Source organism: Azospirillum sp. A26 (genome assembly GCF_042604635.1).
Lineage (GTDB): Bacteria > Pseudomonadota > Alphaproteobacteria > Azospirillales > Azospirillaceae > Azospirillum > Azospirillum palustre.
This window is the reverse complement of the sequence record NZ_CP170475.1, coordinates 1-23,049: the sequence shown is the minus strand read 5'-3', so window position 1 is coordinate 23,049 and position 23,049 is coordinate 1. Positions and strand designations below refer to the sequence as shown.

Genomic DNA, 23,049 nt, shown 5'->3' with positions numbered 1-23,049 from the left:
ATTGGAGTCTTGCGGTGGCACCCGCCATGACGGGGCATGCCGGCCGCCCAACTACCGTGTGGCGAGCACCGCTTTCGCTCGCACGCAATCTCCAGACAGTACACACAACATTTACAAACGAAGAGTTGAAAGAATGACGCAGCCGACCGTTCTGGTGCTTCCCGGTCTGGGCAACTCCGGCCCCGATCACTGGCAAAGCTGGCTGGAAAGCCGTCTGCCGGCCCTGACCCGCGTCGATCTGGGCGATTGGGACGCGCCGGAGCCGGACCGCTGGGTGGAGCGGCTCGACGCCGCGGTCCGTGCCGCACCCGGTCCGGTGGTGCTGGTCGCGCACAGCCTTGCCTGCATCCTCGTCGCCCGCTGGGCCGCGGCCAGCGACAGGACTGAGACGGTCGCCGCCGCTTTGCTGGTCGCCCCGCCGGATGTCGAATCTCCCCGGACCGTGCCGGCCGAGGCCTGCCGCTTCGCCCCGGTGCCGACCGATCCCCTGCCCTTCCCGGCGGTGGTGGTCGGCAGCCGCAACGACCCCTATTGCACCGCCGCCCGCGCCTGCGGCTTCGCCGCGCTGTGGGGCGCCGACTTCATCGACGCGGGCGAGGTCGGCCACATCAACGGCGCCAGCGGCCATGGCCCCTGGCCGATGGGAGAAACGCTGCTGAAGGACATGCTGGCCCAGCTCTAACCTCCCCTTGCCGCTGCGGGCGAAAGGGTGCGACACAGGAGCGTCGTCGCGCGCCCGCCAGCGGATTGGAGCTTATGACCGGTCTTCCCATCGTCGAGGCCGCCCCGGCCAAGCTGAACCTCTACCTGCATGTCACCGGCCGGCGCGCCGACGGCTATCACGAGTTGGACAGCCTCGTCGCCTTCGCCGAGTTCGGCGACAGCATCGCCCTGACGCCGGCTGCGGCACGGGTAGCCCTGCGCGGTGCCGACCTGCCGCCGGCCGGCCCGCGTCTCGCCATCGCCGGTCCTTTCGGCCCGGCCCTGATGGGCGAAAACCCCGCCAGCAATCTGGTGATGCGCGCCGCCCATGCCCTGGCCGTCCGGCTGGGGCGCGAGGCCGACGTGATGATCGCCCTGACCAAGGCGCTGCCGGTCGCATCGGGGATCGGCGGCGGATCGGCGGACGCCGCCGCCTGCCTGAGGGCGCTCGCCCGGCTGTGGGGAGTGGCGCCGGACGACACGGCGCTGTTCGCGGTGGCCGCCGGGCTGGGCGCCGACGTGCCGGTCTGCGTTGCCGGGCGAAACTGCTATTTCGGCGGCATCGGCGATGAGTTGGACGAGGCGCCGGACCTGCCGGAAACCCATGTGGTCCTGGTCAATCCGAATGTCCCGGTGCCGACCCCGGCGGTGTTCAAGGCGATGGCCGCCGCCCGCGCCGAAAGCGGCGGCGCCTTCTCTGCCCCGGCCCGCTTCACCCGCAAACCGGCCGACGCGGCCGATCTCGCGGCCCTGCTGCTGGAGCGCAGCAACGACCTGACCGCCCCAGCCCTGACGGTGGCGCCGGTGATCGCCGACGTGCTGGCGGCGCTGGAGCGCAGCGCCGGCTGCCTGCTGTCCCGCCTGTCCGGCAGCGGCGCCACCTGCTTCGGCCTCTACTCCACAGCGGAAGCTGCCAACTCCGCGGCCAAATCCATCGCCGCGGCATCGCCCGGCTGGTGGGTCACGCCGACCGGCCTGCTCTCGACTCCGGCCGGCGCCCCTGCCCTGCCGCGCGGCATCGTCGCCGAGCCCGCAGCGGCGGTTCCGCCGCCAGCAGCGCCCTTCCCCGACACCGGCGGCTGGGGCGTGGGCTGACGAGGGTTCCCGAGAGCTTACGCCCGCATGTAGCCCCAGCCGTCCGCCTGCGCCTCGGCGATGTCGAGGACGCCGGCGGCGACCACCGTCAACCCCTCGGCGCTCCGGCCGGTCTTCGCCAGCGTGTTGCCGCAGACCCGCAGGAGCCGGTCGGTCTCATCATCCGGGCTGTCGAGGGCTGCCGCGACCGCACCGGCATTGACGACGATGCGCACCTCCGCATCGGGCCGCGCCTTCAGCAGGTTGCGGGCATTGTTCCGCGCCCGCTCCAGCGCGGCCGGGGTGGGGGCGTGGATGAGCAGCCGCAGGGGAGACGCCATGTGCGGAGATGCCATTTTCGTCACTTCCTCTTCGCCGCGTCATGGAAGGTGAAGTCGAACAGCGCGTCGACATCCACCGGTTCGGTGATCTGGGCCAGCGTCTGCTGGAAGGCCTGCATCTGTTTGGTGGAGTCCAGGATCACCCGCGGGTCGTCGACGAAGGTCGTCGCGTCGGAGGTCAGCGCCGCCCGCATCACGTCGCGTTCGACCAGCCCCTTGCCGATGATGTCGGTCACCAGTTCCGCCGTGCGGTCCGGGTTGGATTTGGCGAAGGCGGTGGCGCGGATGTGCAGCTTGACCAGCTCGGCCACCGCGTCGCGGTTTTTGGCGATGGCGTCCTCCGTCACCACCAGCACCGCACCCGGCTGCTTAGGGAACATGCTGCCGGCCTTGGCGATGATCGCGGCATCCTGAAGACGCGACTGCACCAGCGTCAGGATAGGCTCCAGGATCGACGCGCCGTCGATGGCACCGGTCAGCAGCGCCTGCTGCAAGGGCTGTTCGCCCATCCCAACGATCTCGATGTCCTCCGACGGGATGCGGGCGACCTCCGCCATCCAATAGCGCAGCACCGTGTCCGGCACCGATCCGGCGGGCAGCGAGCCGATCTTCGGCCGCCGGCCGTTGGCGGCGCGGAAAGCCTTCACCCCCTCGGCCGGGCTGGCGGCGCCGGCCATCGCCTTCACCAGCGGGCCACGGCCGAGCAGCGCCACCTGATCGATGACGTTGGCGGCGACGACCTTCAGCTTCACCCCTTTCGAGCGGGCGATCATCGCCGGGCCAATGCCGACATAGGCGACGTCCAGCGTCCCGGAGGCGAGCGCCTGGATCATCGCCGGCCCCGACTGGAAGCTGGTGGTTTGCAGAGCAAGCCCAGCATCCGCAGCCCAACCCTCGCCCGTCAGCACATAAAGCTGAGTCATCGGGATGATCGGGATATAGCCGACCCGCAGGCCGGTCGCCGCGAAGGCCGGCAGCGGCAGCGACGCGGAAGCGGCGGCGATACCCAAAGCCGCCGCGCCCAGCAGAAGCTCGCGCCGGCTGACGTCGGGAACGGTCGGACGGTCGGAATCGATGAACTGGCTCGGCGGGGTCTGCGGCATCACGGTCTCCTTTTGCCGCGCCAACCTAGTGGGGCCGGCCGCAAATTTCAATTCACGGCCGGTCCCGACAGGAAGAACCCCAGTTCAACACTGCATATCTGTTTTACAGTCAGGCCGACAACCGGCGGCGGACCGGGCGGATCAGCCACAGGTTCAGCGCCAGACTGACCAGCGCCGCACCGCCGATCACCCCTGCCATCGGCATGGCGGTGCCGTCGGCCATCAACCCGACCGCCCAGCCCGACAGCGCGCCGGTGCTGAATTGCAGCATGCCGGCAAGCGCCGACGCGGTGCCGGCCATCTGCGGGAAGGCCTGCAACGCCCCGGCCATGGAGTTGGCGAAGCAGAATCCGGTCACCGACATGAACAGGAACAGGCAGCCGACCAGGCCCCACAGCCCGCCCCAGCCGCCCAGCACGCAGGCGACGAGCAGGATGCCGGTGGTGGCGGCCAGCCAGACGCCGATCCGCAGCATCACGTCCGAGCCGAAACGCATCACGGCGCGGCTGTTCAGCGTGTTGACGATGATCATGCCGACGATGTTCAGCCCGAACAGGAAGCCGTAATTCTCCGGCCGCACGCCGAACAGCTCGATGTAAACGAAGGGCGAGCCGGAGATGAAGGCGAACATCCCCGCATAGATGAAGGACGATCCCACCGCATAGCCCAGGTAACGGCGGTCGGTCAGCAGCTTGCGGTAGGCCTCTCCCAGCACCATCGGGCGCAGGCTGGTGCGCCGCGAGTCGGGATGGGTTTCCGGCAGGCTGGCAAGCGCCAGCAAGGCGACGATGCCGAAGGCAGCCTGGGCCCAGAAGATCCAGCGCCAGTTCGCCCACACCAGGATCTGGCCGCCGATCAGCGGCGCGATGATCGGAGCGGCCCCCATCACCAGCATCATCATCGACAGCACGCTGGCCGCCCGGTCGCGCTCGAAGACGTCGCGGATCATGGCGCGGACCAGCACCGGGCCAGCGCAGGCCCCCACCGCCTGCACGAAGCGCCATGCCGCCAGATGGCCGACATCGACGGTCAGCGAACAGCCGACGCAGCCGATGGCGTAAAGCAGGATGCCGGTCGCCACCGGAATCCGCCGGCCGAACCGGTCGCTCAGCGCCCCCCACAGCAACTGCCCGACGCCGAAACCCAGGAAGAAAGCCGACAGCGTCCACTGCACCTGATCCTGCGCCGCATGCAGGTCCCGGCCGATCGCCGGCATGCCGGGCAGATACATGTCGGTGCCCATCGGCCCGAACGACATCAGCACGCCCAGCGCGGCGATGAAGAACGGGCTTTCGGCAGGCGAACGGGAACGGACGGCGGCAAGGCGCGCGAGCATCAGGAAATCCGGATATGAATGAATGGGGGAGTCGGCCGGACGGAATCCGCAGCTTTTAAGCTGATCCCTTCGCTGCTGGACGCAAAGTCCTGTCTCGGCATGGCAGCCTTGAGCAAGCCGCGACGTAACGCCGCCGCGACAATCTGGGTTCCGGTCAAATCACCGCCCAAATCGCCGCGGGCACAGCGCAATAAAATTCTGGTTCGGCCCAGTAATCCATGCCTAAAATTGAACCCGGATCACAGGCTTCCACCCAGCCAGAGGCCGCGCCATGCCGCACCCCACCCGCCGGTCGGTCCTGTCCCTCGGTGCCGCCGGCACCGCCCTGGCTCTGCTTCCGCACCACGCGCATGCGGCAGCCATCCAGCCCGGACTGGTCCCCGGACTCGTCTATGCCGCCGGGCAGAAATTCGACAAGAGCTTCAACGAGGGCGCCTTCACCGGAGCGGAGCGGTTCAGGAACGCCACCGGCATCGCCGTCACCGAATATCTGCCCAACACGCCCGTGCAGTTCGATCAGGCGGCGGCCTCGCTGCTGCGGCGCGGGGTGACCGATCTGGTCGCCATCGGCTTCTACTACGCGACACCGCTGGCGCGGCTGGCCCCGGCGCACCCGGCGGTCAGCTTCACGCTGATCGATGCGGTGGCGGAGGGGCCGAACATCCGCTGCGTCACCTTCAAGGAACAGGAGGGGTCCTTCCTGGTCGGCGTCCTGGCGGCGCTGGCATCGAAAAGCGGGACCGTCGGGTTCATCGGCGCGCTCGACATCCCCCTGATCCGCAAATTCATCGCCGGTTACGAGCAGGGCGCCCGCCATGCCCGCGGCGACATCAAAGTGCTGGTCAACTTCGTCGGCACTACGCCGGCCGCCTTCAACGATCCCGCCAGCGGGGCCGAGGTGGCGCGCAGCCAGTTCCAGCGCGGTGCCGACGTGGTGTTCGCCGGGGCCGGCGTCTCCAACTTCGGCATCTTCGCCGCGGCGAACGAGGCAAGGCGGCTGGCCATCGGCGTCGACAGCAACCAGAACTACCTTTACCCCGGCTCCATCCTGACCTCGATGCTGAAGCGGGTCGATCTGGCCGTGGAATCGAGCTTCGAGGCGGCCCGCCAGGGCCGGTGGACCGCCGGCACGGTGGCGCTCGGCCTTGCCGAGTCCGCGGTCGATTATGCGCTCGACGAAAACAACCGCGATCTGGTGACGACCGCGATGGTGGAGGCGGTGGAGGTCGCCCGCCGCGGCATCGTCTCCGGCCGCATTCCGGTGGCCGACGGAAGCTGAACCACGGTTATGCCGGTGCCTCGAACGGCTGCCAGCCGCGGGTACCGGTCAGGTCGGCACCCTTCAGCGTGGTGAAGCTGGTCTTGATCGCGGTCAGGTCGGTGCCGCGCAGCACCACGCCGGCAAGGCTGGCGTCGCGCAGGTCGGCGCCGTTCAGCCGCGCCTTGGCGAAGCTGGTCGGCCACAGCCGGCTGCCGTCGCCGCTGAGATCCACCTTGCGGAATTTGGCCCGCCACAGCTTCGCTCCGGCCAGATTGGCACCTTCCAGATTGCAGCCGGACAGGTCGGCGCTGGTGAAGTCGGCATCGCGCAGGTCGCTGTAGGACAAATCGGCCATCATCAGCTTGGCGCCCGAGAAATCGGCCCCGCGCAGCCCGCAGAACCGCATCACCGCCCCGCACAGCAGCTGGTTGGCAAAGTTGTAGCCGCGCAGATCGACCCGCTGGAGCTGGATGCGGTCGCCGCCCTTGCCGAGCTTGTCGACCCAGATCTGATGCTCGGCGATCAGTTCGCTCATCCGCGCCGCGGTGGTGGTCAGGCCGGTGCCGTCGACATCGATGCCGTGCCGCTCCAGCGCCGTGCGCAGCTCGTCGTTCAGCCGGGCGCCGCACATCAGCACGCCGTCCAGCGTCGTCTTGCGCATGGTCGCCCCGGTCAGGTCGGCACCGATCAGGATGGCGCCGCTGAGGTCGCTGCCGGTGAGGTCGGCGCCGGACAGGTCGCTGCCGCTGAAATCGCACTGCGCCATCCGGCAATCGGTCAGCACCGCCTCGGACAGGGTGCAGCCGACGAAGGTGGTGGTGCCGTCGGTATTGCCGGCGGCCCGGAACTCGCCGCTGTCCAGAACCATGCCGCGACGGAGGTCGGCGCCCTGGAGGTTGGCATTCTGCAGCCGGGCGCCATCCACCCTGGCCCCGCGCAAATCCGCCCCCTGCAACTGCGCCCCGGTCAGGTCGGCCTTCGACAGGTCGGCGCCATACAGGTCCGCCTTGGACAGCAGGGTGCCGACCAGCCGCGCCCGTGTCAGGCTGGCGCCGGTCAGCTTGGCGCCCGACAGGTTGACGCGGTTGAGGCCGAGCCCGGCCAGATCGTAGAAACTGAGATTGGCGCGCCGCCCCTTCCCCGCCGGGTCGCGAAGCAGCCACTGCTGGTGGCGCACCAGCGCATCGCGAACCGCCCGGAGGTAGCGTTCATCCATCATGCGGCGCGTCGTTGCCCCGGCATTTCCGTCCCGGACACGCTGTCCCGGACTGTTGGCGTGCTGGATGTTACCGAAATCGGTTGAATTCCGGAAGATGCCAGCCGTCGAACCTTGGGCGGATCGGCAAGAATCTTTTGTTGCAGGGGACATTTCCGGTCCGACATAGGCCGACCCGCAGGTCACGACCGCGTGATCGATGCCTCCTCCGGCTTGGGTAGGGGGAATGGCGACCCAATATAGGGGGCTCAGAACACCGACCATCTGCATGGGAGACCGGCGGCATGCCCGAATCGGACAAGACAGCATCGGCCAAAAGCGAACAGGAGTGGAAGCAGGACCTGTCGCCCAACCAGTTCAAGGTTCTGCGCGAGCACGCCACCGAATATCCGGGCACCAGCCCGCTGAACGACGAGAAGCGCCACGGCGTCTACCGCTGTGCCGGCTGCGGCCAGCCGCTGTACGCCAGCGACACCAAATACGAAAGCGGGTCGGGCTGGCCCAGCTTCTGGGAGCCCCTGCCGGGCGCGGTCGAAACCTCGACCGACTACAAGCTGGCCTATCCGCGCACCGAGGTTCATTGCGCATCCTGCAAAGGCCATCTCGGCCATGTCTTCGACGACGGGCCGCGGCCGACAGGCAAGCGCTATTGCATGAATGGCGTCGCCATGAGCTTCGAGCCCGAAGAAAAGTCCGACTGACCGGCAGAACTATGACCGGCCGCCGGCTTTCCTTCGCCTTGTCGGCGTTCGGTCATAAACCTTAATAAAAAAGGCGGGTTTGCCCCTATTTCGGCTAAAAATGACAACCCCGGCACGGAGCGCGATGGTATGATCCGCCCCGTGCGACGGGTTGTCGCGAGGGCATCGCCGCCCTTCGCCGGTCGTGGCACCATGCGTCGATGGACGGGCGCAGGCATTCGGTGCGGCTGGCGGAGGGCGAATGGTCATTTCGGCCGAATTCCTGGGGATGCTGCTTCTGATCGCCAGCGCCGCCGCGCTCGGACTTTCCATCGTCGTCGATGTCGGCCGCGTCAGCGCGGAAAAGACCCGAGAGGCGATGAACCAGCGCCAGTACGACAAGAAACGCGCCGCACTCGCCGAATGGCGCCAGAAGACGGAGCGCAAGCGCGTCGATCTGACGACCCTGCAAGCCCGCCTGACCGAATTCAACGGCCGGCGCCAGAAGGCGTTGACCGAGCTGCGGGCTCTGGAATTCTCCAAGATCGAACTGGTCCACGAGCTGGGCGACCAGGACAGCGACGGCGACATCTATTGGGCGCAGCTGGCGGTCGGCCCGAATTTCAACGAGCTGGACCGCAAGGACATCGTCTTCTCGCGCCAGATTTGGGAATACCGCAACGTCGCCCACATCACCGCTCCGTCCGCCGAACAGGCCCATGGCACGGTGCGGAGCAGCTTTTCCCAGCGCAACGGCGTGATCTGCTCCCCCGTGGTCCCCCTGGCGCTCGCTCCCGACCCCGAGGTCGAGGCTGACGCGGCATGATCGGGGAACGGATGAGGGAGACGGCGCCATGACCGGCATGATGCTGTATTTCGCTCTGGGCCTGATGGTGCTGACCGTCCTGTCCAACCGCTACTGGCGCCGCCAGCTGGTCGTGACGCGGATCGCCATGTCCAAGCTGAAGGAGAAGGTGGAGGACGTGACCAGGGTGGTCGCCGACGTCGCCTCCGACTATGCCCAGCTGGCGCACCACTATGCGGATATGGAAAAGCGCGTTCAGAAGGCGGAGATCGACATGCAGGCCGCCATTCTGGAGCTGGACCAGAAGAAGTCGGCCCCGATGCAGCGCTATGTCGTCTTCGACCGGAACGAGCCGCGTCCCGGCCGTTTCTGGGAGGTCGCGGTGCGCTGCCACCCCATCGGCGTCAGCCTGTCCGACCAGCGCGGATATCGCGGCTGGACCGGGGTGCGCCGCTTCCTGCTGATCGCCGACGGCGAGCGCGAGGCGCGCGAGCGGGTCGCCGCCCGCTATCCCCGCAAGGCCGGTTTCGAAATCGTCGAGGTCGCCGGCTGCCGCCTCAACGGCCTGACCGTCAACCGCATTTCCGAACTCAGCACCTTCCGCAAGCCGGCCAAGCCGGAGGAGGACGGCGCAGCCGCCGCCCGCCCGCAACGCCGGACCTCGCCCGCGCAGTCCTGAGACCGTTTCCCCTTTCCCGTCGCCGGCTGCGCCCTATCTGCTGTCGGGCCATGCCAAGACGTGCCCTGAAACGACCAAGACTGAACCCTTGGGTTCTCGCCCCTCTCCTGCTCCTGCCGCTTCTGGGTGCCTGTTCCGGCCCGCAGATCGTCGATGCGCTTACCCCACGGTCGGGCTACACGGTCGCCACCGACCTGCCCTTCGCCGACGATCCACGCCTGCGGCTGGATCTCTACCGCCCCGACCGGCCGGTACCGGGAGCGCCGACGGTGGTGTTCTTCTATGGCGGCAATTGGGAGACCGGCGACAAGGGCATGTATCGCTTCGTCGCCCAGGCGCTGACCAGCCGCGGCTACAGTGTTGCCATCCCCGACTACCGGCTCTATCCGCAGGTGCGCTATCCGGAGTTCCTGCGCGATTCCGCCGCCGCGGTGGCCTGGGTCCGGCGCCACGGTGCCGAACATGGCGCCCAACCCGGACCGGTGGCGGTGATGGGCCATTCGGCCGGGGCCTACAATGCCCTGATGCTGGCGACGGATCGCCGCTGGCTCGCCGAACAGGGGCTCGACCCCGCCCGCGACCTGCGCGCCGCGGTGGGACTGGCCGGTCCCTACGACTTCCTGCCCCTGCAGAGCGAGATGCTGAAGGACCTGTTCGGCCCGGAGAAGACACGGCCGGACACCCAGCCGATCGCCCATGTCGCCGCCCCGCTGCCGCCGCTGTTCCTCGCCACCGGCACCGCCGACGAGACGGTCCTGCCCCGCAACAGCCGCAATCTGGCGGCCAAGGCCCGAGAGGTCGGCGGAAGCGTGCGCACGGTGGAGTATGACGATATCGGCCACATCCGCATCGTCGCCGCCCTGGCCGCGCCCTTGCGCTGGCTGAACCCGGTGCTGGACGATGTCGATAATTACCTCAAATCGCTGCCGGAAATCGGAAGCTGATCAATCCACCGCGGCCTGGAACATGTACCCCATGCCATGGACGGTGACGATGCGGGTGGGGTCGGCAGGGTCATGCTCAACCACCCGGCGCAGGCGGCGGACCAGCCGGTCGATGGAGCGGTCGTACGGCACCGAATCGCCGCGCAAGGTCAGGTCGAGAAGGTCGTCGCGGCTCAGCACCCGCCCCGGATTCTCGACGAAGGCAGCGAGCAGCTCGAATTCGGCGGAGGTCAGCCGCGCGTCCTCCCCATCGGGGGCGCGCAGCCGGCGCTTGTCCAGATGAAGCTCCCACCCGTCGAACCGCTTCACCCGCCCGCCGGCCGGTCTGGTCGGCTTGACGATGCGGCGCAGCAGGCTGCGGGTGCGCGCCAGGATTTCGCGGGGTTCGAACGGCTTGGTGATGTAGTCGTCGGCGCCCAGCTCCAGCCCGATCAGCCGGTCCATGCGGTCGGACCGCCCGGTGATCAGGATGATGCCGATGTTGGAGGCTGCCCGCAGTTCCCGCGTCACCGCCAGACCGTCCTTGCCGGGCAGCCGGATGTCCAGCAGCAGCAGGTCGATGCGCCCCCGCGCCAGCAGCGCCGACAGCTGGTCGCCGTCCCGCGCCAGCATCACCCGATAGCCTTCCCCTTCCAGGTAGGCCTTCAGGGTCTCGCGGGTGATGGGATCGTCGTCGACCACCGCGATGGTGTGCATTGTCCCCCGTACCGGACTGAGACGGGTGGCGGATTGTCTGCCACACCCAGCACCGAAACTATCGGTTCCGGCAATTTGACACAAGCTGGAGTGTAACGGAACTGCGACAGGCATTGGCAGATTGTTCCACCTCGCCACAGTGGCCGATAGGGACAATTGCAGCCGATCTTGCCAGCAGGTCGGGACAATGCCACATTTGTCCCCATGACAAACTGGACCCCGAACCTGGAGGGCCGTCCCGGCCCGCTCTATCGCGTCATCGCCGACGCGCTGGCCGACGACATCGCGGAGGGCGTGCTGCCGACCGGCACGCGGCTGCCGACGCACCGCGACCTCGCCTTCCGCCTCGGCGTGACGGTGGGAACGGTGACGCGCGCCTATACGGAGGCCGAGAAGCGCGGGCTGATCGGCGGCGAGGTCGGCCGCGGCACCTTCGTCCAGGGACAGCGTCCGCCAACCACCCCCCTGCCGCTCGGCTGGCCGCCGGCCGGGGAGATCTCGGCAGGTCCCGCCATCGTCAACATGACCACGGTCCATCCCGAACATGCCGTGGCGGTTCAGACCTTCGGCCAGACGCTGTCGGCCATCGCGGCATCGGGGCATGCGGCGAGACTGATCGGCTACGGCCCTCATGCCGGCCTGCCCGACCATCGCGCCGCCGCAGCGGCTTGGCTGGAACGCCAGCACCGGGTAAAGGCGACGCCTGAGTCGGTGCTGCTGACCACCGGGGCGCAGAACGCGCTGGCGGTGGCGCTGGCCGCCGTGGCCCGTCCCGGCGACGTCATCCTGGCGGAGCGGCTGACCAACATCGGCACCAAGGCGCTGGCCGCCACCCAGGGTTATCATCTGGAAGGCGTCGCCATCGACGAGCATGGTCTGGTGCCGGACGCCTTCGACAGCGCCTGCCGCCGGCTGGGGCCGAAGGCGGCCTATCTGGTGCCGACCCTGCAGAATCCGACGGCGGTCGTCATGCCCGCCGCCCGCCGGCGCGAGATCGTCGAGATCGCCCGCCGCTATGGCGTGATCCTGATCGAGGACGACGTGTTCGGCTTCATGGTGCCGGATGCCGTGCCGATCCAGACCATGGCCCCCGACATCACGCTCTATGTGTCCAGCGTGTCGAAGAGCCTCGCCGCCGGCCTGCGGCTGGGCTTCGTCGTCGCCCCGGCGGAATTGCGCACCCGTGTCGAGACCGCCATCCGGGCCCTGCAATATTCCGCTCCCGCCCTGCCGGCGGAGGTGGCCACGCGCTGGATCCGGGACGGCACCGCCGACCGCATCGTCGCCACCCAGCGGGAGGAGGATCTGGCCCGCCAGCGGCTCGCCCGCTCCATCCTGCCGGCCGAGACCGTCTATGGCCACCCGGCGGCCCAGCATCTGTGGCTGGTCCTGCCCGAACCCTGGCGGCGCGAGGACTTCATCGGGGAAGCGCGCCGCCGCGGGGTGATCGTCACCGGCGCCGACGCCTTCGCCGTCGGCCGCGCCAGTGCCCCCCACGCGGTGCGCATCGGCCTGTGCATGCCGCGCAGCCGCGACGAGGCCGCCCGCGGCCTGCGCGCCCTCGCCGATGCGATCGACGCGCCGGCGGCGGCAATGCTGTCCATCGTCTGACCGGAATGCCGGGACAGCCGACCCGATGCGGGAGTGCCGCTGGGTAAATCCTGCCGCCCCGCCGGTCCAAATCTGCCGCCCGGCACCGATGGGCCTGCCATAGCCCCTGTCAAATCAATATCTTAGCTCTGGCCCATATCCTGCACACCCTTCGATTGTCATTTCCTGACGGGAATGTGGAACGAGGGGAGCGCACCATGGTCAGCCTGTCCAGTTACGCCGATGTCGGCAGCATGGCTCAAAGCCTGCAGCAGTCGATCGATGCCGCGGTCAAGCGCGTGCAGCAGCAGGCGGCAGGCAATGGTGGCGCGACCGGCAAGGTCCAGGAGTACGAGCAGACCGTCAACAAGTCGGCGCTGAACGCTGCCCCCTTCGCGACGAGCATCGGCACTCTGGTGAAGGACACCAGCCGGCTGAACGTCTTCAGTTCGCTGGCCTCCAACGATCCGACCGATTTCTACAAGTTCAACGTGCCCACATCCGGCGCCGTGACGCTGGGAACGGTCGGCGATGCCGGCGTCCGGCTACAGCTGATGGACCGTGGCGGCAAGGTCATCGCCGACAGCAACAAGGATGCCGGCGCCAGCTATGACGCCTTCCAGAAGCTGAAATCCGGCCAGATGACGCTGGACAAGGGCGACTACACCCTGCGCGTCGCCCGCGACAAGGACGTCCCGGTCAAGGATGCCAAGAGCTACGGCGTCCAGCTGCGCATGGGCAACTACAGCAAGGACTACGACACCATCGCGAAGCAGCCGGCCAAAGGCGACAACCCCTTCGGCGGCAACACCAAGCTTCAGAGCCTGGCCTCGATCCTGGGCGCGGGCAGCGCCTCGCTCAACCCGTCGGCGATGCTGCTGGGCGGGTCCGGCGGCAGCTATGGCGGGCGCGGGTCGCTGCTGAACGCGATCCTGTGATCGCCGCGCGCCTCAGACCAGACGGTCGCGCCCCGATTCCTTGACCAGGAGAACCGCCTGGGTGCGGCTGCCGACGCCCAGCGCCTTGAGCACGCCGGTCACGTGGGTCTTCACGGTGGACAGGTTCAGGCCCAGCCTCTCGCCGATCTCCTGGTTGGACAGGCCTTGGGCCAGCAGGTCCAGAACCTCCAACTGGCGGCGGGTCAGCCCGTCGAAGATGCTGGGGGCCACGGCGCGCGGGGTCCCGGCGGCCGCGTGGGCCGGTGCGCCCGGCATGCCCAGCACCGGCGGCACATAGGATCCGCCGGCCATCACCAGCCGCAGGATGTTCACCACCAGCACGTCGTCGGTCGATTTCGGAATGAAGGCGCGGACGCCGCGCGACAGCACCGCGCGCATTTCGTCCGGCGACTCGATCATCGAGAAGATGGCGACCGGGACCGGCGCGACGCGCTTGACCAGCGCCTCGACATCCTCCAGCCCGCCGAGACCCGGCATGCGCAGGTCCATCACGATGAGGTCGAACGCGGTCCCGCCGTCCTGCATCGCGCCGTCGAGGATGGCGTTCAATTGGCTGAAGCTGGTGGCGGCCACCACGGTGGCCTGCTCGTCCAGTTCACCCACCAGATGGGTCAAGCCGCTGCGGACGATGGAATGATCGTCGGCGATCAGAACCTGCATGTAACGTCTCGGACCGAAGATGCCTTGGGTACCGTATGGTCATACGCTGACGCAACGGTCCGCGCTACCTCCTTCGCACGTCCGGCACCTTGGTTCCACTGCCGCGACGCCTGGAAGGATTGCAGGCGCCTGCGGGGAGAGGCGGTCGCCCCTCCCCCCTTTGCCGTTCAGGAGATCTTGATCATGATCTGGGCACGGCGGTTCGACGGCTCGCGCACGTTCGGACCGGTCGGGACCATCAGCTGGTTCTCGCCGACACCTTCGATGGTGATGATGTTGGCCGGCGTGCCATGCTTGATCATGGCCTGTCGCACCGCCTCGGCGCGGCGGAGCGAGAGCTTCTGGTTGTAGGACGGTGCGCCCGAGGTGTCGGTGTGGCCGATCACCTGGATGCGGACGGCTCGGGCACGGCTGGCACCGTCGGCGGCATCGGCGATGATCTTGTCGGAATTCGGCGTGATGACCGCCTTATCCCAATCGAAGAACACCTGATACTCGCTCTGCGGCTGGGCGGCCATCGGCGGGGCTGCCGGTGCCTGGGCGGCGATGGGCGTCGCACGCTCCGGACCACCGAAGGTGTAGCGCAGGCCGGCGAGGATCGTGTGGTTGCGGTACTCGCCCTTCGAGGTCACCGGCCCCAGCTCGAACTCCGGATCGACGGTGGCGAAATACCGGTAATCCAGCGTCAGCGCGACATTGTCGTTGATCGCATAGGAAGCGCCGATGATGCCCTGATAGGCGAAGACCCAGTCGCGGTCGCTGGCGCCGTTCAGCGACTGCTTGACCCCGGCGATACCGGCACCGGCACCGATATAGGGGGTGATCGGCAGGCCGATGTTGATGTCGTACAGCAGGTTGCCCATGAAGGCGACCGAGCTCATCTTGCCGCCCAGATTGTTCAGGCCTGGGGTGGCGCTGCTGGTGCCGTCGACGCTGTTGCGCCACCGCCAGGCAGCCTCCAGTTCGGCGCGCAGGCCCATCGCGGTGGCGTAGCCGACCGACAGGTCGCCGATGCCGCCGATCTTGAACTCCTCCTTCAGGCCCAGGCCGGGAGCCGGATAGCTGCTGAGGTCGGCATCCTCGGTCCAGTTCACGCCGGCGCCAGCACCGACATAGAAGCCTTCCGTACCGGCGAAAGCGGCGGTCGGGACGGCCAGCGAAGGCAGGGCGACGGTCAGTGCCGTGCCCAGCAAAATCCCACGCATCGTCATGTTCTTGTTCCCATCGTTGACGGCGTTGGTCGATCGGGACATCCCGGCCTGCGGTGAAGTGCGTGACAGAACGGGCTCCGGCCCCGACAATGGATACGGATCCGCAGCTTCCAATCCTGCTGCCGCAGGCCCATTTTTCCTGTTGCAGATCTGCCTCAGCCGGCTCAGAGGCATTTCCTGTCGCGATAACAATAACTTGGACAGACACCTCAATGCCCTCTACCCCGGACGGTTCGGTCGATTACCCCCTCTGCACCACTCCCGATCCCGGCGGCTGGCAGGAGGTGGCGCCCGGTGTGCTGTGGATCCGGCTGTCCCTGCCCTTCCAGCTCGACCACATCAATGTCTGGGCGCTTGACGGCGGCGCGGCCGGCTGGACGCTGGTCGATTGCGGGCTCGGCGATCCGCGCAGCCGCGCGGTGTGGGAGGTGCTGCTGCGCGATGCGCTGGGCGGGCGCCCGGTGGAGCGGTTGGTCGTCACCCATTTCCATCCCGACCATATCGGCGCCGCCGCCTGGCTGGTGGAGCGGACCGGCGCCGGCTTCGCCACCTCGCTGACCGAATGGCTGCTCGCCCGCACCCTGTCGGCCGGCAACGATGCCGCCACCGACGCGGTGGTCGAGCAGTTCTACCGCCGCTGCGGCCTGGAGGAGGATACGCTGCAATCGCTGCTCGCCCGCAAGGGGGCTTACAGCCGCGGCGTGCCCGCCGTGCCGGCGACGCTGACCCGTCTGCGGGCCGGCGACCGGCTGCCGGTGGGCGACCGCCACTGGACGGTGATCGGCGGCAGCGGCCATACGGCGGAACCCGTCAGTCTGCATCGGCCGGCCGGCGGCGGCAGCCCGGACCTGCTGATTTCCGGCGACCAGATCCTTCCGCGCATCAGCCCGAACATCAGCGTCTGGCCGTCTGAACCGGACGCCGATCCGCTCGCCGACTACCTTGCCAGCCTTGAGGGATGGAGCGTCCTGCCGGCGGAGACGCTGGTCCTGCCGTCCCACGGCCGCCCCTTCCACGGCCTGCACCGGCGTGCGGAGGAGTTGGCTCTCCACCATGGGGAGCGGTTGGCCGAGATCGAGACTCTGTGTGCGGTCCCCCGGACTGCCGCCGCGGTGACGCGGGCACTGTTTCCGCGCCCGCTCGACCCGCAGCAGATGCTCTTCGCCGTGGGCGAGGCGGTGGCCCACCTCAACCACCTGATCCGCAAGGGGCGGCTGGAGCGGACCGCCGGGCCGGCTGTCGAGCCGGCTTCGCTTCCGCCGGCCGACCTCTACCGCCGGCCGGCCGCCATCGCAGCGGCCTGACGGCGGTTATTCGGTGACGATCTCGAACTCGTGCGGATCGAGCAGCGTCGCCACCGACAGGGTTTTCAACGTCTTCGGGTCGTCGGTGCGCTTCATCTGGGCATGCTGGGTGCCCATGCCGTCCTTGCGGATGGCGATCACTTCCCAATAGCCGCCGCTGGGGGACAGCTTGCGATAAATCTGTCCCTCGACCACCTCGCGCTTCCTGCGCATTTTCGTTCTCCAAAACCCGTCCCATGCCGGCGACCGTCACAGTCGCCGCGAAGGGCGCCATTGAAGCACAAAAACCCCCTGCCGTGGCGAGTGTCCGTTCGGTGACCCTTTGCCGATGCCGCATTTGCGTTGTTGCGATGCAGCACGTCCGGGGCACCCCCGATGACCCTTTGCCGCAGGGCTCTTTCAGAGTGGAACTAAAGGCGCGGCTGTGGGTTCATAGCGGTCATGAACACCGATCTCGACGTGCTTGTCTTCGCGACCCGCCTGGTTGATGAACTGGGCGAAACAGCGATTCGAATGAGCCGCGTTCGTCTTGTCGAACTCACGGCCGCCAACCACACCCGTGCCGCCGCCTTCTGGCGGGAGGTGATGGGCACATGTGAACGACTGCTGGCCGAGCGGTCGGGCCGTCGTGTGGCGACCGGGCTCTCCCCCCAGGCAATTGCTGCGGCGCAGCCAGCCATGGCCCAGCACCGCGTCGCCTATGTTCCCCGACCTATTCCCTGACCGGCTTGTTCGACAAGCCCGGTACTTCTTTGAACCATCAAAGAAAAAGGCCGGCACTGACGTGCCGGCCCCTTCTCGCGGAACGCGGACGCGTTTCGCTTACTTCACTTCGGCGTACTGGCCGTTGTGCCACTTGTACCAGACATAGGCCGGGCTGGTGACGTCGCCCTTGGGATCGAACCCGATCTTGCCGATGACGGTATCGTAGCTGCCCTTGCGCATGACGTCGGCAACCTTGGCAGCGTCGGTCGAGTTCGCCTGCTTCACCGCGTTCGCCCAGATCTGGAGAGCGGCGTAGGTGTACAGGGTGTAGCCTTCCGGCTCATAGCCCGCCTTGCGGAACTTCTCCACGACGGCCTTGGCGTCCGGCTTCTCGCGCGGATCCGGGCCGAAGGTCATCATGGTGTCCTCGCCGGCGTCGCCGGTGATGGCCCAGTACTCGTTGGTCACCAGCGCGTCACCCGACACGATGATGGCCTTCAGGCCCTGGTCCTTCATCTGGCGGGCGATCAGGCCGGCCTCGGTGTGGTAGCCACCGACATAGACGGCGTCGATGTTCGCCTGCTTCAGCTTCGACACCAGAGCGGAATAGTCCTTCTCACCGGCCGTGTAGGCTTCGTAGATGGCTTCCTTCTGGCCGCCGGCATTCAGCGCCTTCTGCGTCTCGTCGGCCAGCCCCTTACCGTAGGCCGACTTGTCGTGCAGGATGGCAATGTTCTTGCCCTTGTACTTGTCCAGCAGATACTTGCCGGCGATCAGGCCCTGCTGGTCGTCACGGCCGCAGACGCGGAAGACGTTCTTCAGGCCCTGCTCGGTCAGCTTCGGGTTGGTCGAAGCCGGGGAGATCTGCAGCATGCCTTCCTCGGCATAGACCTGGCTGGCCGGGATCGACGAGCCCGAGCAGAAGTGGCCGGCCACGAACTTCACACCGGCCTTGGCCAGCTGGTTGGCGACAGCCACGGCCTGCTTGGGATCGCAGGCGTCGTCGCCGACTTCCAGCTTCAGCTTCTGGCCCAGAACACCGCCGGCGGCATTGATGTCCGCGACGGCCTGCTCCATGCCCTTCTTCATCTGCTCGCCGAAGGTGGCGTACTGGCCGGTGATCGGGCCGGCGGTGGCCACCGCGATGTCAGCCTTGGCGGCCGTGGCGGAGAGCGCGGTCGCCGCGATCGCGGCGAGAAGGGACAGCTTGAATTTCATGGGTGTGCTTGCTCCCTGTTCTATGAAGTGGTCCCTGTTGCAACATACCCCCGGCCCTTTCGGGCCTTGCCGCCGGGTCCCCTCCGGCGGGTTCCAGAATACCATACCCCGAGTGGCGCACAGTGCGACAGTTTCGCGGGCACCAATCAGCCGTACGGTCTAATTCCTTATGTCTAGTCGCACCCGCTTAACCGGCCCTGCTCAACCGGCGGTGCCGGTGCGGTCGCGCCAAGCAAACGGTCCCGCGCGCTCATAAAGCCACGGATACTGGTTGACCATGCGTCGTGCGATGGCGATGCGGTGTGCGGTCAGCGTGATCAACCCGATCACGACGGTGTGGACGATGAAGCCCCACAGCGACAAGAGCTGCTCGCCGAACAGGCCCCAGGCGAGGAAGCGGTCGCCCACCCCCAGCAGCAGCGAGTAGGCCAGCACGCTGGAGACCGGCTTCCACCCCTCCGCCAGCGTCTGCCCGGTCAGCACGCCGCAGCCGCCGAACACCAGGACTGTCAGGAACACGAACACCGGAACGGAGGAGCCAAGGATCGTTTCCATCTCAGTGTCCCCCTTCCAGATAGGCCGCGCGAACCTCCGGGTCGGCCAGAAGCTGCGCCCCCGTCCCCGTCATCGTGATCTTGCCCGTCACCATCACATAGGCCCGGTGCGCCAGCTTCAGCGCATGGAAGGCGTTCTGCTCGACCATGAACACCGTCATCTTCTGTTCCCGGTTGATCTCCTGGATCACCTGGAAGATCTGCTTCACGATCAGCGGCGCCAGTCCCAGCGACGGCTCGTCCAGCAGCAGCAGACGCGGCTGGCTCATCAAGGCCCGGCCGATCGCCAGCATCTGCTGCTCGCCGCCCGACATCGTCCCGGCGCGCTGGTTGATGCGCTCCTTCAGCCGCGGGAACAGCGTCAGCACCCGCTCAAGCTCGCGCTCGAAGCTGCCGGGCTGGGCGACGATGGAGCCCATCTGCAGGTTCTCCAGCACCGTCATGCGCGGGAAGATGCGACGGCCTTCCGGAGACTGGGCGATGCCGCGCCGCACGATCTCGTGGGTGGGCAGGTCGGTGATGTCCTCGCCCTCGAAGAACACCCGGCCCTGGCGCGCCCGCGGACTGCCGCAGATCGTCATCAGCAGCGTCGACTTGCCGGCCCCGTTGGCGCCGATCAGCGAGACGATCTCGCCGGCGCCGATCTCGATGTCGATGCCCTTCAGCGCCTCGATGGCGCCGTAGAAGGTGTGGACGCCCGATACCTTCAACATGGCTCAGGCTCCCTTCTGGCCGGCGGTGGGCGCGATGTTCAGGTCGGCGGCGATCTCCGGCGGCAGGGCTTCGTCCTCGTCCTCGCCCAGATAGGCGCGGATCACCGCCGGGTCGTTCTTCACATGCTCCGGATCGCCGTCGGAAATCTTCCGGCCATAGTCCAGCACCACCACATGGTCGGAAATGCGCATCACCACGCTCATGTCATGCTCGATCAGCAACACGCCGGTGCGGTGGCCCTGCGGCGTCTGCACGTCGCGGATGAAGGTCAGGATCTCGGCCAGCTCCCCCGACTCGCGCGGGTTCAGGCCGGCCGCCGGCTCGTCCAGGCACAGCAGCACCGGCTCGGTGCACATCGCCCGCGCGATCTCCAGCCGGCGCTGGGCGCCGTAGGGCAGGTTGCCGGCTTCCCAGTCGGCGAACTCGGTCAGGCGGACCCGGTCCAGCCAGTATTTCGCCAGCTCCACCGCCTCATGCTCGGCCTTGCGGAAACCGGGCAGGCCGAGCAGGCCGGCGATGGCGAAGCCCGACGCCCGCATCAGCTTGTTGTGCTGGGCGACGATCAAATTCTCCAGGACGCTCATGCCGCTGAACAGCCGGATGTTCTGGAAGGTGCGCGCCACGCCCGCCAGCTGGGCGATGCGGTAGCCCGGCATCCGCTCCAGCAGGAACTCCTTGCCGGCCGGGTGGCGTAGCGTCAGCCGCCCCACGGTCGGGGTGTAGAAGCCGGTGACGCAGTTGAACAGCGTCGTCTTGCCGGCGCCGTTCGGGCCGATCAGCGCGGTGATCTCGCCCGCCCGCGCCTCGAACGACACGTCGTTGTTCGCCACCAGACCGCCGAAACGCATGGTCAGGTGTTCGACGCTCAGCAAGGGCTTATCGGTATTCATCGCGGCGCTCATTTCGCGGCTCCCGCCGGGATCGGCTTCTTGCCCCCATGCAGGAGGATGGTCGGGTCGCGGTGGGCCAGCAGGCCGCGCGGACGCCACAGCATGATCACCACCATGCCGGCACCAAACGCCAGCATGCGGTAGTCGGCCAGCTCGCGGAACGCTTCCGGCAGGCCGATCACCAGCAGGGTGGCGACCACCACGCCGATCTGGCTGCCCATGCCGCCCAGCACCACGATGGCCAGGATGATCGCCGACTCGATGAAGGTGAAGCTCTCCGGGCTGATGAAGCCCTGGCGCGTGGCGAAGAAGGAGCCGGCGAAGCCGCCGAACATCGCCGCAATCGCAAAGGCCGCCAGCTTCATGTTGGTGCGGTTGATGCCCAAGGACGCGCAGGCGATGTCGTCCTCGCGCAGCGCCTCCCAGGCCCGGCCCAGCGGCAGCTTGCGCACCCTGAGCGTGAACAGGTTCACCACCAGCGCCAGCGCCAGGATGAGGTAATAGAGGAAGACGATGCGGTGGAGCGGCGAGAACTCCAGCCCGAACAGCTCGTGGAAGGCGGCCATGCCGTCGGAGGGCGTGCGGGAGAAGTCGGCGATGCCGAAGAAGCTCGGCCGCGGAATGCCGGAGATGCCGTTCGGGCCGCCGGTGAACTGGTACCAGTTGACCAGGATGATGCGGATGATCTCGCCGAAGCCCAAGGTCACGATGGCGAAATAGTCGCCGCGCAGCCGCAGGACCGGGAAGCCGAGCAGCACGCCCGAGCAGGCGGCGAGCAGGCCCGCCAGCGGCAGGCAGAGCCAGAAGCTGAGCCCGAAGTAATGCGCCAGCAGCGCGTAGCTGTAGGCGCCGACGGCGTAGAAGGCGACATAGCCGAGGTCGAGCAGGCCGGCGAGGCCGACCACGATGTTCAGGCCCCAGCCCAGCATGATGTAGGTCAGCAGCAGGATGCCGATGTCCAGCAGCATGCGGTCGGCCAGCGGCGTCATCGGCAGGATGGCGGCGAAGACCACGGCGACCGGGCCGATGTATTTGCTGGCGTGCTGCACCTTGGCGGCGACGCGGTCCATGCGCTTGTCGCGGTCGGCCTGGGACAGCTTGGAACGGCCGGTGGCGACCGTCATGGCGGCGCGCAGCGCGATGACGCCGCCGCCCAGCACCAGCACCAGGCGCAGCACCTGGGTCGGCATCGGCAGCACCAGCCCGACGCCGGCGCAAAGGACCGCCAGGATCAGCACCGGCAGCGCCATGCCCTGGCGGATCAGCCCGAGCCCGAGCCGGCCGAGGAAGACCAGCAGGATGGAGGCGACGACCTCCTCCGGCCGGGCTTCGATGCCCAGCCCGGTGGGGCGGTCCACCGTGCGCAGTCCCACCAGCGGCACGGTCAGCAGCAATGCCACGAAGGCGGCGAGGCCGGCGTCCTTGATCGTGGCGGCCCAGTCGACGCCGCGCGTGGCGCCGCGCCCGGCGGAGAGGGTGTTGGAATGGGTGGTCATGGCGCTTACACCTTCTCGATCTCGGGCCGGCCGAGCAGGCCGGTGGGCCGGAAGATCAGGACGAGGACGAGGATGGAGAAGGTTGCGACGTCCTTCCATTCGGACCCGACATAGCCGGACCAGAAGGCCTCGATCAGGCCGATGACCACGCCGCCGAGCATGGCGCCGGGCAGCGAGCCGACCCCGCCGAGCACGGCGGCGGTGAAGCTTTTCACCCCGGCCAGGAAGCCGATGTAGAAGTCGATGACGCCATAGATCAGCAGCACCATCATGCCGGCGACGGCGGCGAGCGCGGCACCCATGACGAAGGTCAGCGAGATGACGCGGTCGACGTTGACGCCGAGCAGGCCGGCCATCTTCTTGTCCTGCTCGCAGGCGCGCTGGGCGCGTCCCAGCGAGGTGCGGTTGATCAGCATGGTGAAGCCGACCATCAGGACCAGGGTGATGATGATGGTGGCGAGGCGGACGTAGCTGACGGAGACGGCGCCGTCCATCAGGGTGAGGTTGCCGGGCAGGATGGGCTGCAGCGGCTTGGAGCGGGCGCCCTGGAGGATCTGGATGTAGTTCTGCAGGAAGATCGACATGCCGATGGCGGAGATCAGCGGCGCCAGCCTTGGCGAGGAGCGCAGCGGCCGGTAGGCGATGCGCTCGACCGTCCAGCCATAGACGCTGGTGAACAGCATGGAGGCGAGCAGCATGATCAGCAGCGCCAGCGGCACCCAGGTGATGCCGAGCGCGCCGATGGCCAGGAAGGTGATCAGCGCCACGAAGGAGCCGATCATGTAAATCTCGCCATGGGCGAAGTTGATCATCCCGATGATGCCGTACACCATCGTGTAGCCGATCGCGATCAGGCCGTAGATCGCTCCAAGCGACAAGCCGTTGATCAATTGCTGAAGAAAATATTCCAT

General features: G+C 67.7%; 25 protein-coding genes. 11 read left to right on the top strand and 14 right to left on the bottom strand.

All coding sequences use genetic code 11. The features are described 5' to 3' along the window. Window positions 1–133: 133 nt before the first annotated feature. The gene (locus tag ABNQ39_RS29040) at window positions 134–682 is read left to right on the top strand and encodes an RBBP9/YdeN family alpha/beta hydrolase (RefSeq protein ID WP_376965441.1); all 549 of its coding nucleotides are present in this window, start codon (window positions 134–136) and stop codon (window positions 680–682) included. 74 nt (window positions 683–756) lie between these two features. Continuing rightward, window positions 757–1,797, top strand: coding sequence for a 4-(cytidine 5'-diphospho)-2-C-methyl-D-erythritol kinase (locus ABNQ39_RS29035; protein ID WP_376965439.1), 1,041 nt, complete (start codon window positions 757–759; stop codon window positions 1,795–1,797). Between the two features lie 17 nt (window positions 1,798–1,814). On the opposite strand, the gene ABNQ39_RS29030 is transcribed toward ABNQ39_RS29035, so the two are convergent. The 3 genes from ABNQ39_RS29030 to ABNQ39_RS29020 all read right to left on the bottom strand — a co-directional run bounded on the left by ABNQ39_RS29030 (window position 1,815) and on the right by ABNQ39_RS29020 (window position 4,556). Further along, window positions 1,815–2,132, bottom strand: coding sequence for a DsrE family protein (locus tag ABNQ39_RS29030; RefSeq protein ID WP_376965437.1), 318 nt, complete (start codon window positions 2,130–2,132; stop codon window positions 1,815–1,817). Window positions 2,133–2,137: 5 nt separating this feature from the next. Beyond that, entirely contained in the window at window positions 2,138–3,220 is a 1,083-nt protein-coding gene (locus tag ABNQ39_RS29025) for an ABC transporter substrate-binding protein (protein ID WP_376965435.1), read from the bottom strand. Between the two features lie 109 nt (window positions 3,221–3,329). After that, window positions 3,330–4,556, bottom strand: coding sequence for a Bcr/CflA family multidrug efflux MFS transporter (locus tag ABNQ39_RS29020; protein ID WP_376965434.1), 1,227 nt, complete (start codon window positions 4,554–4,556; stop codon window positions 3,330–3,332). A gap of 271 nt (window positions 4,557–4,827) precedes the next feature. Here ABNQ39_RS29020 and ABNQ39_RS29015 point away from each other — a divergent pair, with 271 nt between their 5' ends. Further along, window positions 4,828–5,835 carry a BMP family lipoprotein gene (locus ABNQ39_RS29015; RefSeq protein ID WP_376965432.1) on the top strand — a complete coding sequence of 336 codons (1,008 nt, stop codon included), beginning with the start codon at window positions 4,828–4,830 and terminating at the stop codon, window positions 5,833–5,835. Between the two features lie 7 nt (window positions 5,836–5,842). Here ABNQ39_RS29015 and ABNQ39_RS29010 read toward each other — a convergent pair whose 3' ends face one another. Continuing rightward, a complete protein-coding gene (locus ABNQ39_RS29010; RefSeq protein ID WP_376965430.1) occupies window positions 5,843–7,036 on the bottom strand; it encodes a pentapeptide repeat-containing protein in 1,194 nt (397 codons plus the stop codon). A 281-nt stretch (window positions 7,037–7,317) separates the two neighbouring features. On the opposite strand from ABNQ39_RS29010, the gene msrB reads away from it, so the two are divergent. From msrB to ABNQ39_RS28990, 4 genes are all read left to right on the top strand, one after another. Next, on the top strand, window positions 7,318–7,734 hold the full coding sequence (msrB, locus tag ABNQ39_RS29005) for a peptide-methionine (R)-S-oxide reductase MsrB (protein WP_376965428.1): 417 nt from the start codon (window positions 7,318–7,320) through the stop codon (window positions 7,732–7,734). Window positions 7,735–7,975: 241 nt separating this feature from the next. Continuing rightward, window positions 7,976–8,539, top strand: coding sequence for a hypothetical protein (locus tag ABNQ39_RS29000; protein WP_376965426.1), 564 nt, complete (start codon window positions 7,976–7,978; stop codon window positions 8,537–8,539). Between the two features lie 28 nt (window positions 8,540–8,567). Next, a complete protein-coding gene (locus tag ABNQ39_RS28995; protein WP_376965424.1) occupies window positions 8,568–9,197 on the top strand; it encodes a hypothetical protein in 630 nt (209 codons plus the stop codon). Window positions 9,198–9,247: 50 nt separating this feature from the next. Then, on the top strand, window positions 9,248–10,141 hold the full coding sequence (locus ABNQ39_RS28990; RefSeq protein ID WP_376965422.1) for an alpha/beta hydrolase: 894 nt from the start codon (window positions 9,248–9,250) through the stop codon (window positions 10,139–10,141). Here ABNQ39_RS28990 and ABNQ39_RS28985 read toward each other — a convergent pair whose 3' ends face one another. After that, on the bottom strand, window positions 10,142–10,837 hold the full coding sequence (locus tag ABNQ39_RS28985; protein ID WP_376965420.1) for a response regulator: 696 nt from the start codon (window positions 10,835–10,837) through the stop codon (window positions 10,142–10,144). A 204-nt stretch (window positions 10,838–11,041) separates the two neighbouring features. On the opposite strand from ABNQ39_RS28985, the gene ABNQ39_RS28980 reads away from it, so the two are divergent. Together ABNQ39_RS28980 and ABNQ39_RS28975 are read left to right on the top strand one after the other, a co-directional pair. Further along, window positions 11,042–12,448, top strand: coding sequence for a PLP-dependent aminotransferase family protein (locus ABNQ39_RS28980; protein ID WP_376965418.1), 1,407 nt, complete (start codon window positions 11,042–11,044; stop codon window positions 12,446–12,448). A 197-nt stretch (window positions 12,449–12,645) separates the two neighbouring features. Then, a complete protein-coding gene (locus ABNQ39_RS28975) occupies window positions 12,646–13,365 on the top strand; it encodes a hypothetical protein (RefSeq protein WP_376965416.1) in 720 nt (239 codons plus the stop codon). 12 nt (window positions 13,366–13,377) lie between these two features. Here ABNQ39_RS28975 and ABNQ39_RS28970 read toward each other — a convergent pair whose 3' ends face one another. Together ABNQ39_RS28970 and ABNQ39_RS28965 are read right to left on the bottom strand one after the other, a co-directional pair. Continuing rightward, a complete protein-coding gene (locus tag ABNQ39_RS28970; protein WP_376965414.1) occupies window positions 13,378–14,046 on the bottom strand; it encodes a response regulator transcription factor in 669 nt (222 codons plus the stop codon). Window positions 14,047–14,213: 167 nt separating this feature from the next. Next, window positions 14,214–15,257 (bottom strand): OmpA family protein, encoded by a 1,044-nt coding sequence (locus tag ABNQ39_RS28965; RefSeq protein ID WP_376965412.1) that lies wholly within the window; start codon window positions 15,255–15,257, stop codon window positions 14,214–14,216. Between the two features lie 212 nt (window positions 15,258–15,469). Here ABNQ39_RS28965 and ABNQ39_RS28960 point away from each other — a divergent pair, with 212 nt between their 5' ends. Continuing rightward, window positions 15,470–16,561, top strand: coding sequence for an MBL fold metallo-hydrolase (locus ABNQ39_RS28960; RefSeq protein ID WP_376965410.1), 1,092 nt, complete (start codon window positions 15,470–15,472; stop codon window positions 16,559–16,561). 6 nt (window positions 16,562–16,567) lie between these two features. Here ABNQ39_RS28960 and ABNQ39_RS28955 read toward each other — a convergent pair whose 3' ends face one another. After that, window positions 16,568–16,774 carry a hypothetical protein gene (locus ABNQ39_RS28955; protein WP_042696427.1) on the bottom strand — a complete coding sequence of 69 codons (207 nt, stop codon included), beginning with the start codon at window positions 16,772–16,774 and terminating at the stop codon, window positions 16,568–16,570. A 228-nt stretch (window positions 16,775–17,002) separates the two neighbouring features. On the opposite strand from ABNQ39_RS28955, the gene ABNQ39_RS28950 reads away from it, so the two are divergent. After that, the gene (locus tag ABNQ39_RS28950) at window positions 17,003–17,284 is read left to right on the top strand and encodes a hypothetical protein (RefSeq protein ID WP_376965408.1); all 282 of its coding nucleotides are present in this window, start codon (window positions 17,003–17,005) and stop codon (window positions 17,282–17,284) included. A 99-nt stretch (window positions 17,285–17,383) separates the two neighbouring features. On the opposite strand, the gene ABNQ39_RS28945 is transcribed toward ABNQ39_RS28950, so the two are convergent. The 6 genes from ABNQ39_RS28945 to ABNQ39_RS28920 form a co-directional block, all read right to left on the bottom strand. Beyond that, a complete protein-coding gene (locus tag ABNQ39_RS28945; RefSeq protein WP_376965406.1) occupies window positions 17,384–18,484 on the bottom strand; it encodes a branched-chain amino acid ABC transporter substrate-binding protein in 1,101 nt (366 codons plus the stop codon). A 201-nt stretch (window positions 18,485–18,685) separates the two neighbouring features. Beyond that, the gene (locus ABNQ39_RS28940; protein ID WP_376965404.1) at window positions 18,686–19,039 is read right to left on the bottom strand and encodes a DUF6867 family protein; all 354 of its coding nucleotides are present in this window, start codon (window positions 19,037–19,039) and stop codon (window positions 18,686–18,688) included. Between the two features lies 1 nt (window position 19,040). After that, the gene (locus tag ABNQ39_RS28935; protein ID WP_014189439.1) at window positions 19,041–19,751 is read right to left on the bottom strand and encodes an ABC transporter ATP-binding protein; all 711 of its coding nucleotides are present in this window, start codon (window positions 19,749–19,751) and stop codon (window positions 19,041–19,043) included. 3 nt (window positions 19,752–19,754) lie between these two features. Continuing rightward, window positions 19,755–20,642, bottom strand: coding sequence for an ABC transporter ATP-binding protein (locus ABNQ39_RS28930; protein ID WP_376965401.1), 888 nt, complete (start codon window positions 20,640–20,642; stop codon window positions 19,755–19,757). A gap of 8 nt (window positions 20,643–20,650) precedes the next feature. Then, a complete protein-coding gene (gene livM, locus ABNQ39_RS28925) occupies window positions 20,651–22,138 on the bottom strand; it encodes a high-affinity branched-chain amino acid ABC transporter permease LivM (protein WP_376965399.1) in 1,488 nt (495 codons plus the stop codon). 5 nt (window positions 22,139–22,143) lie between these two features. Next, window positions 22,144–23,049: an ABC transporter permease subunit gene (locus ABNQ39_RS28920; RefSeq protein WP_109491242.1), complete on the bottom strand. Its 906-nt coding sequence runs from the start codon at window positions 23,047–23,049 to the stop codon at window positions 22,144–22,146.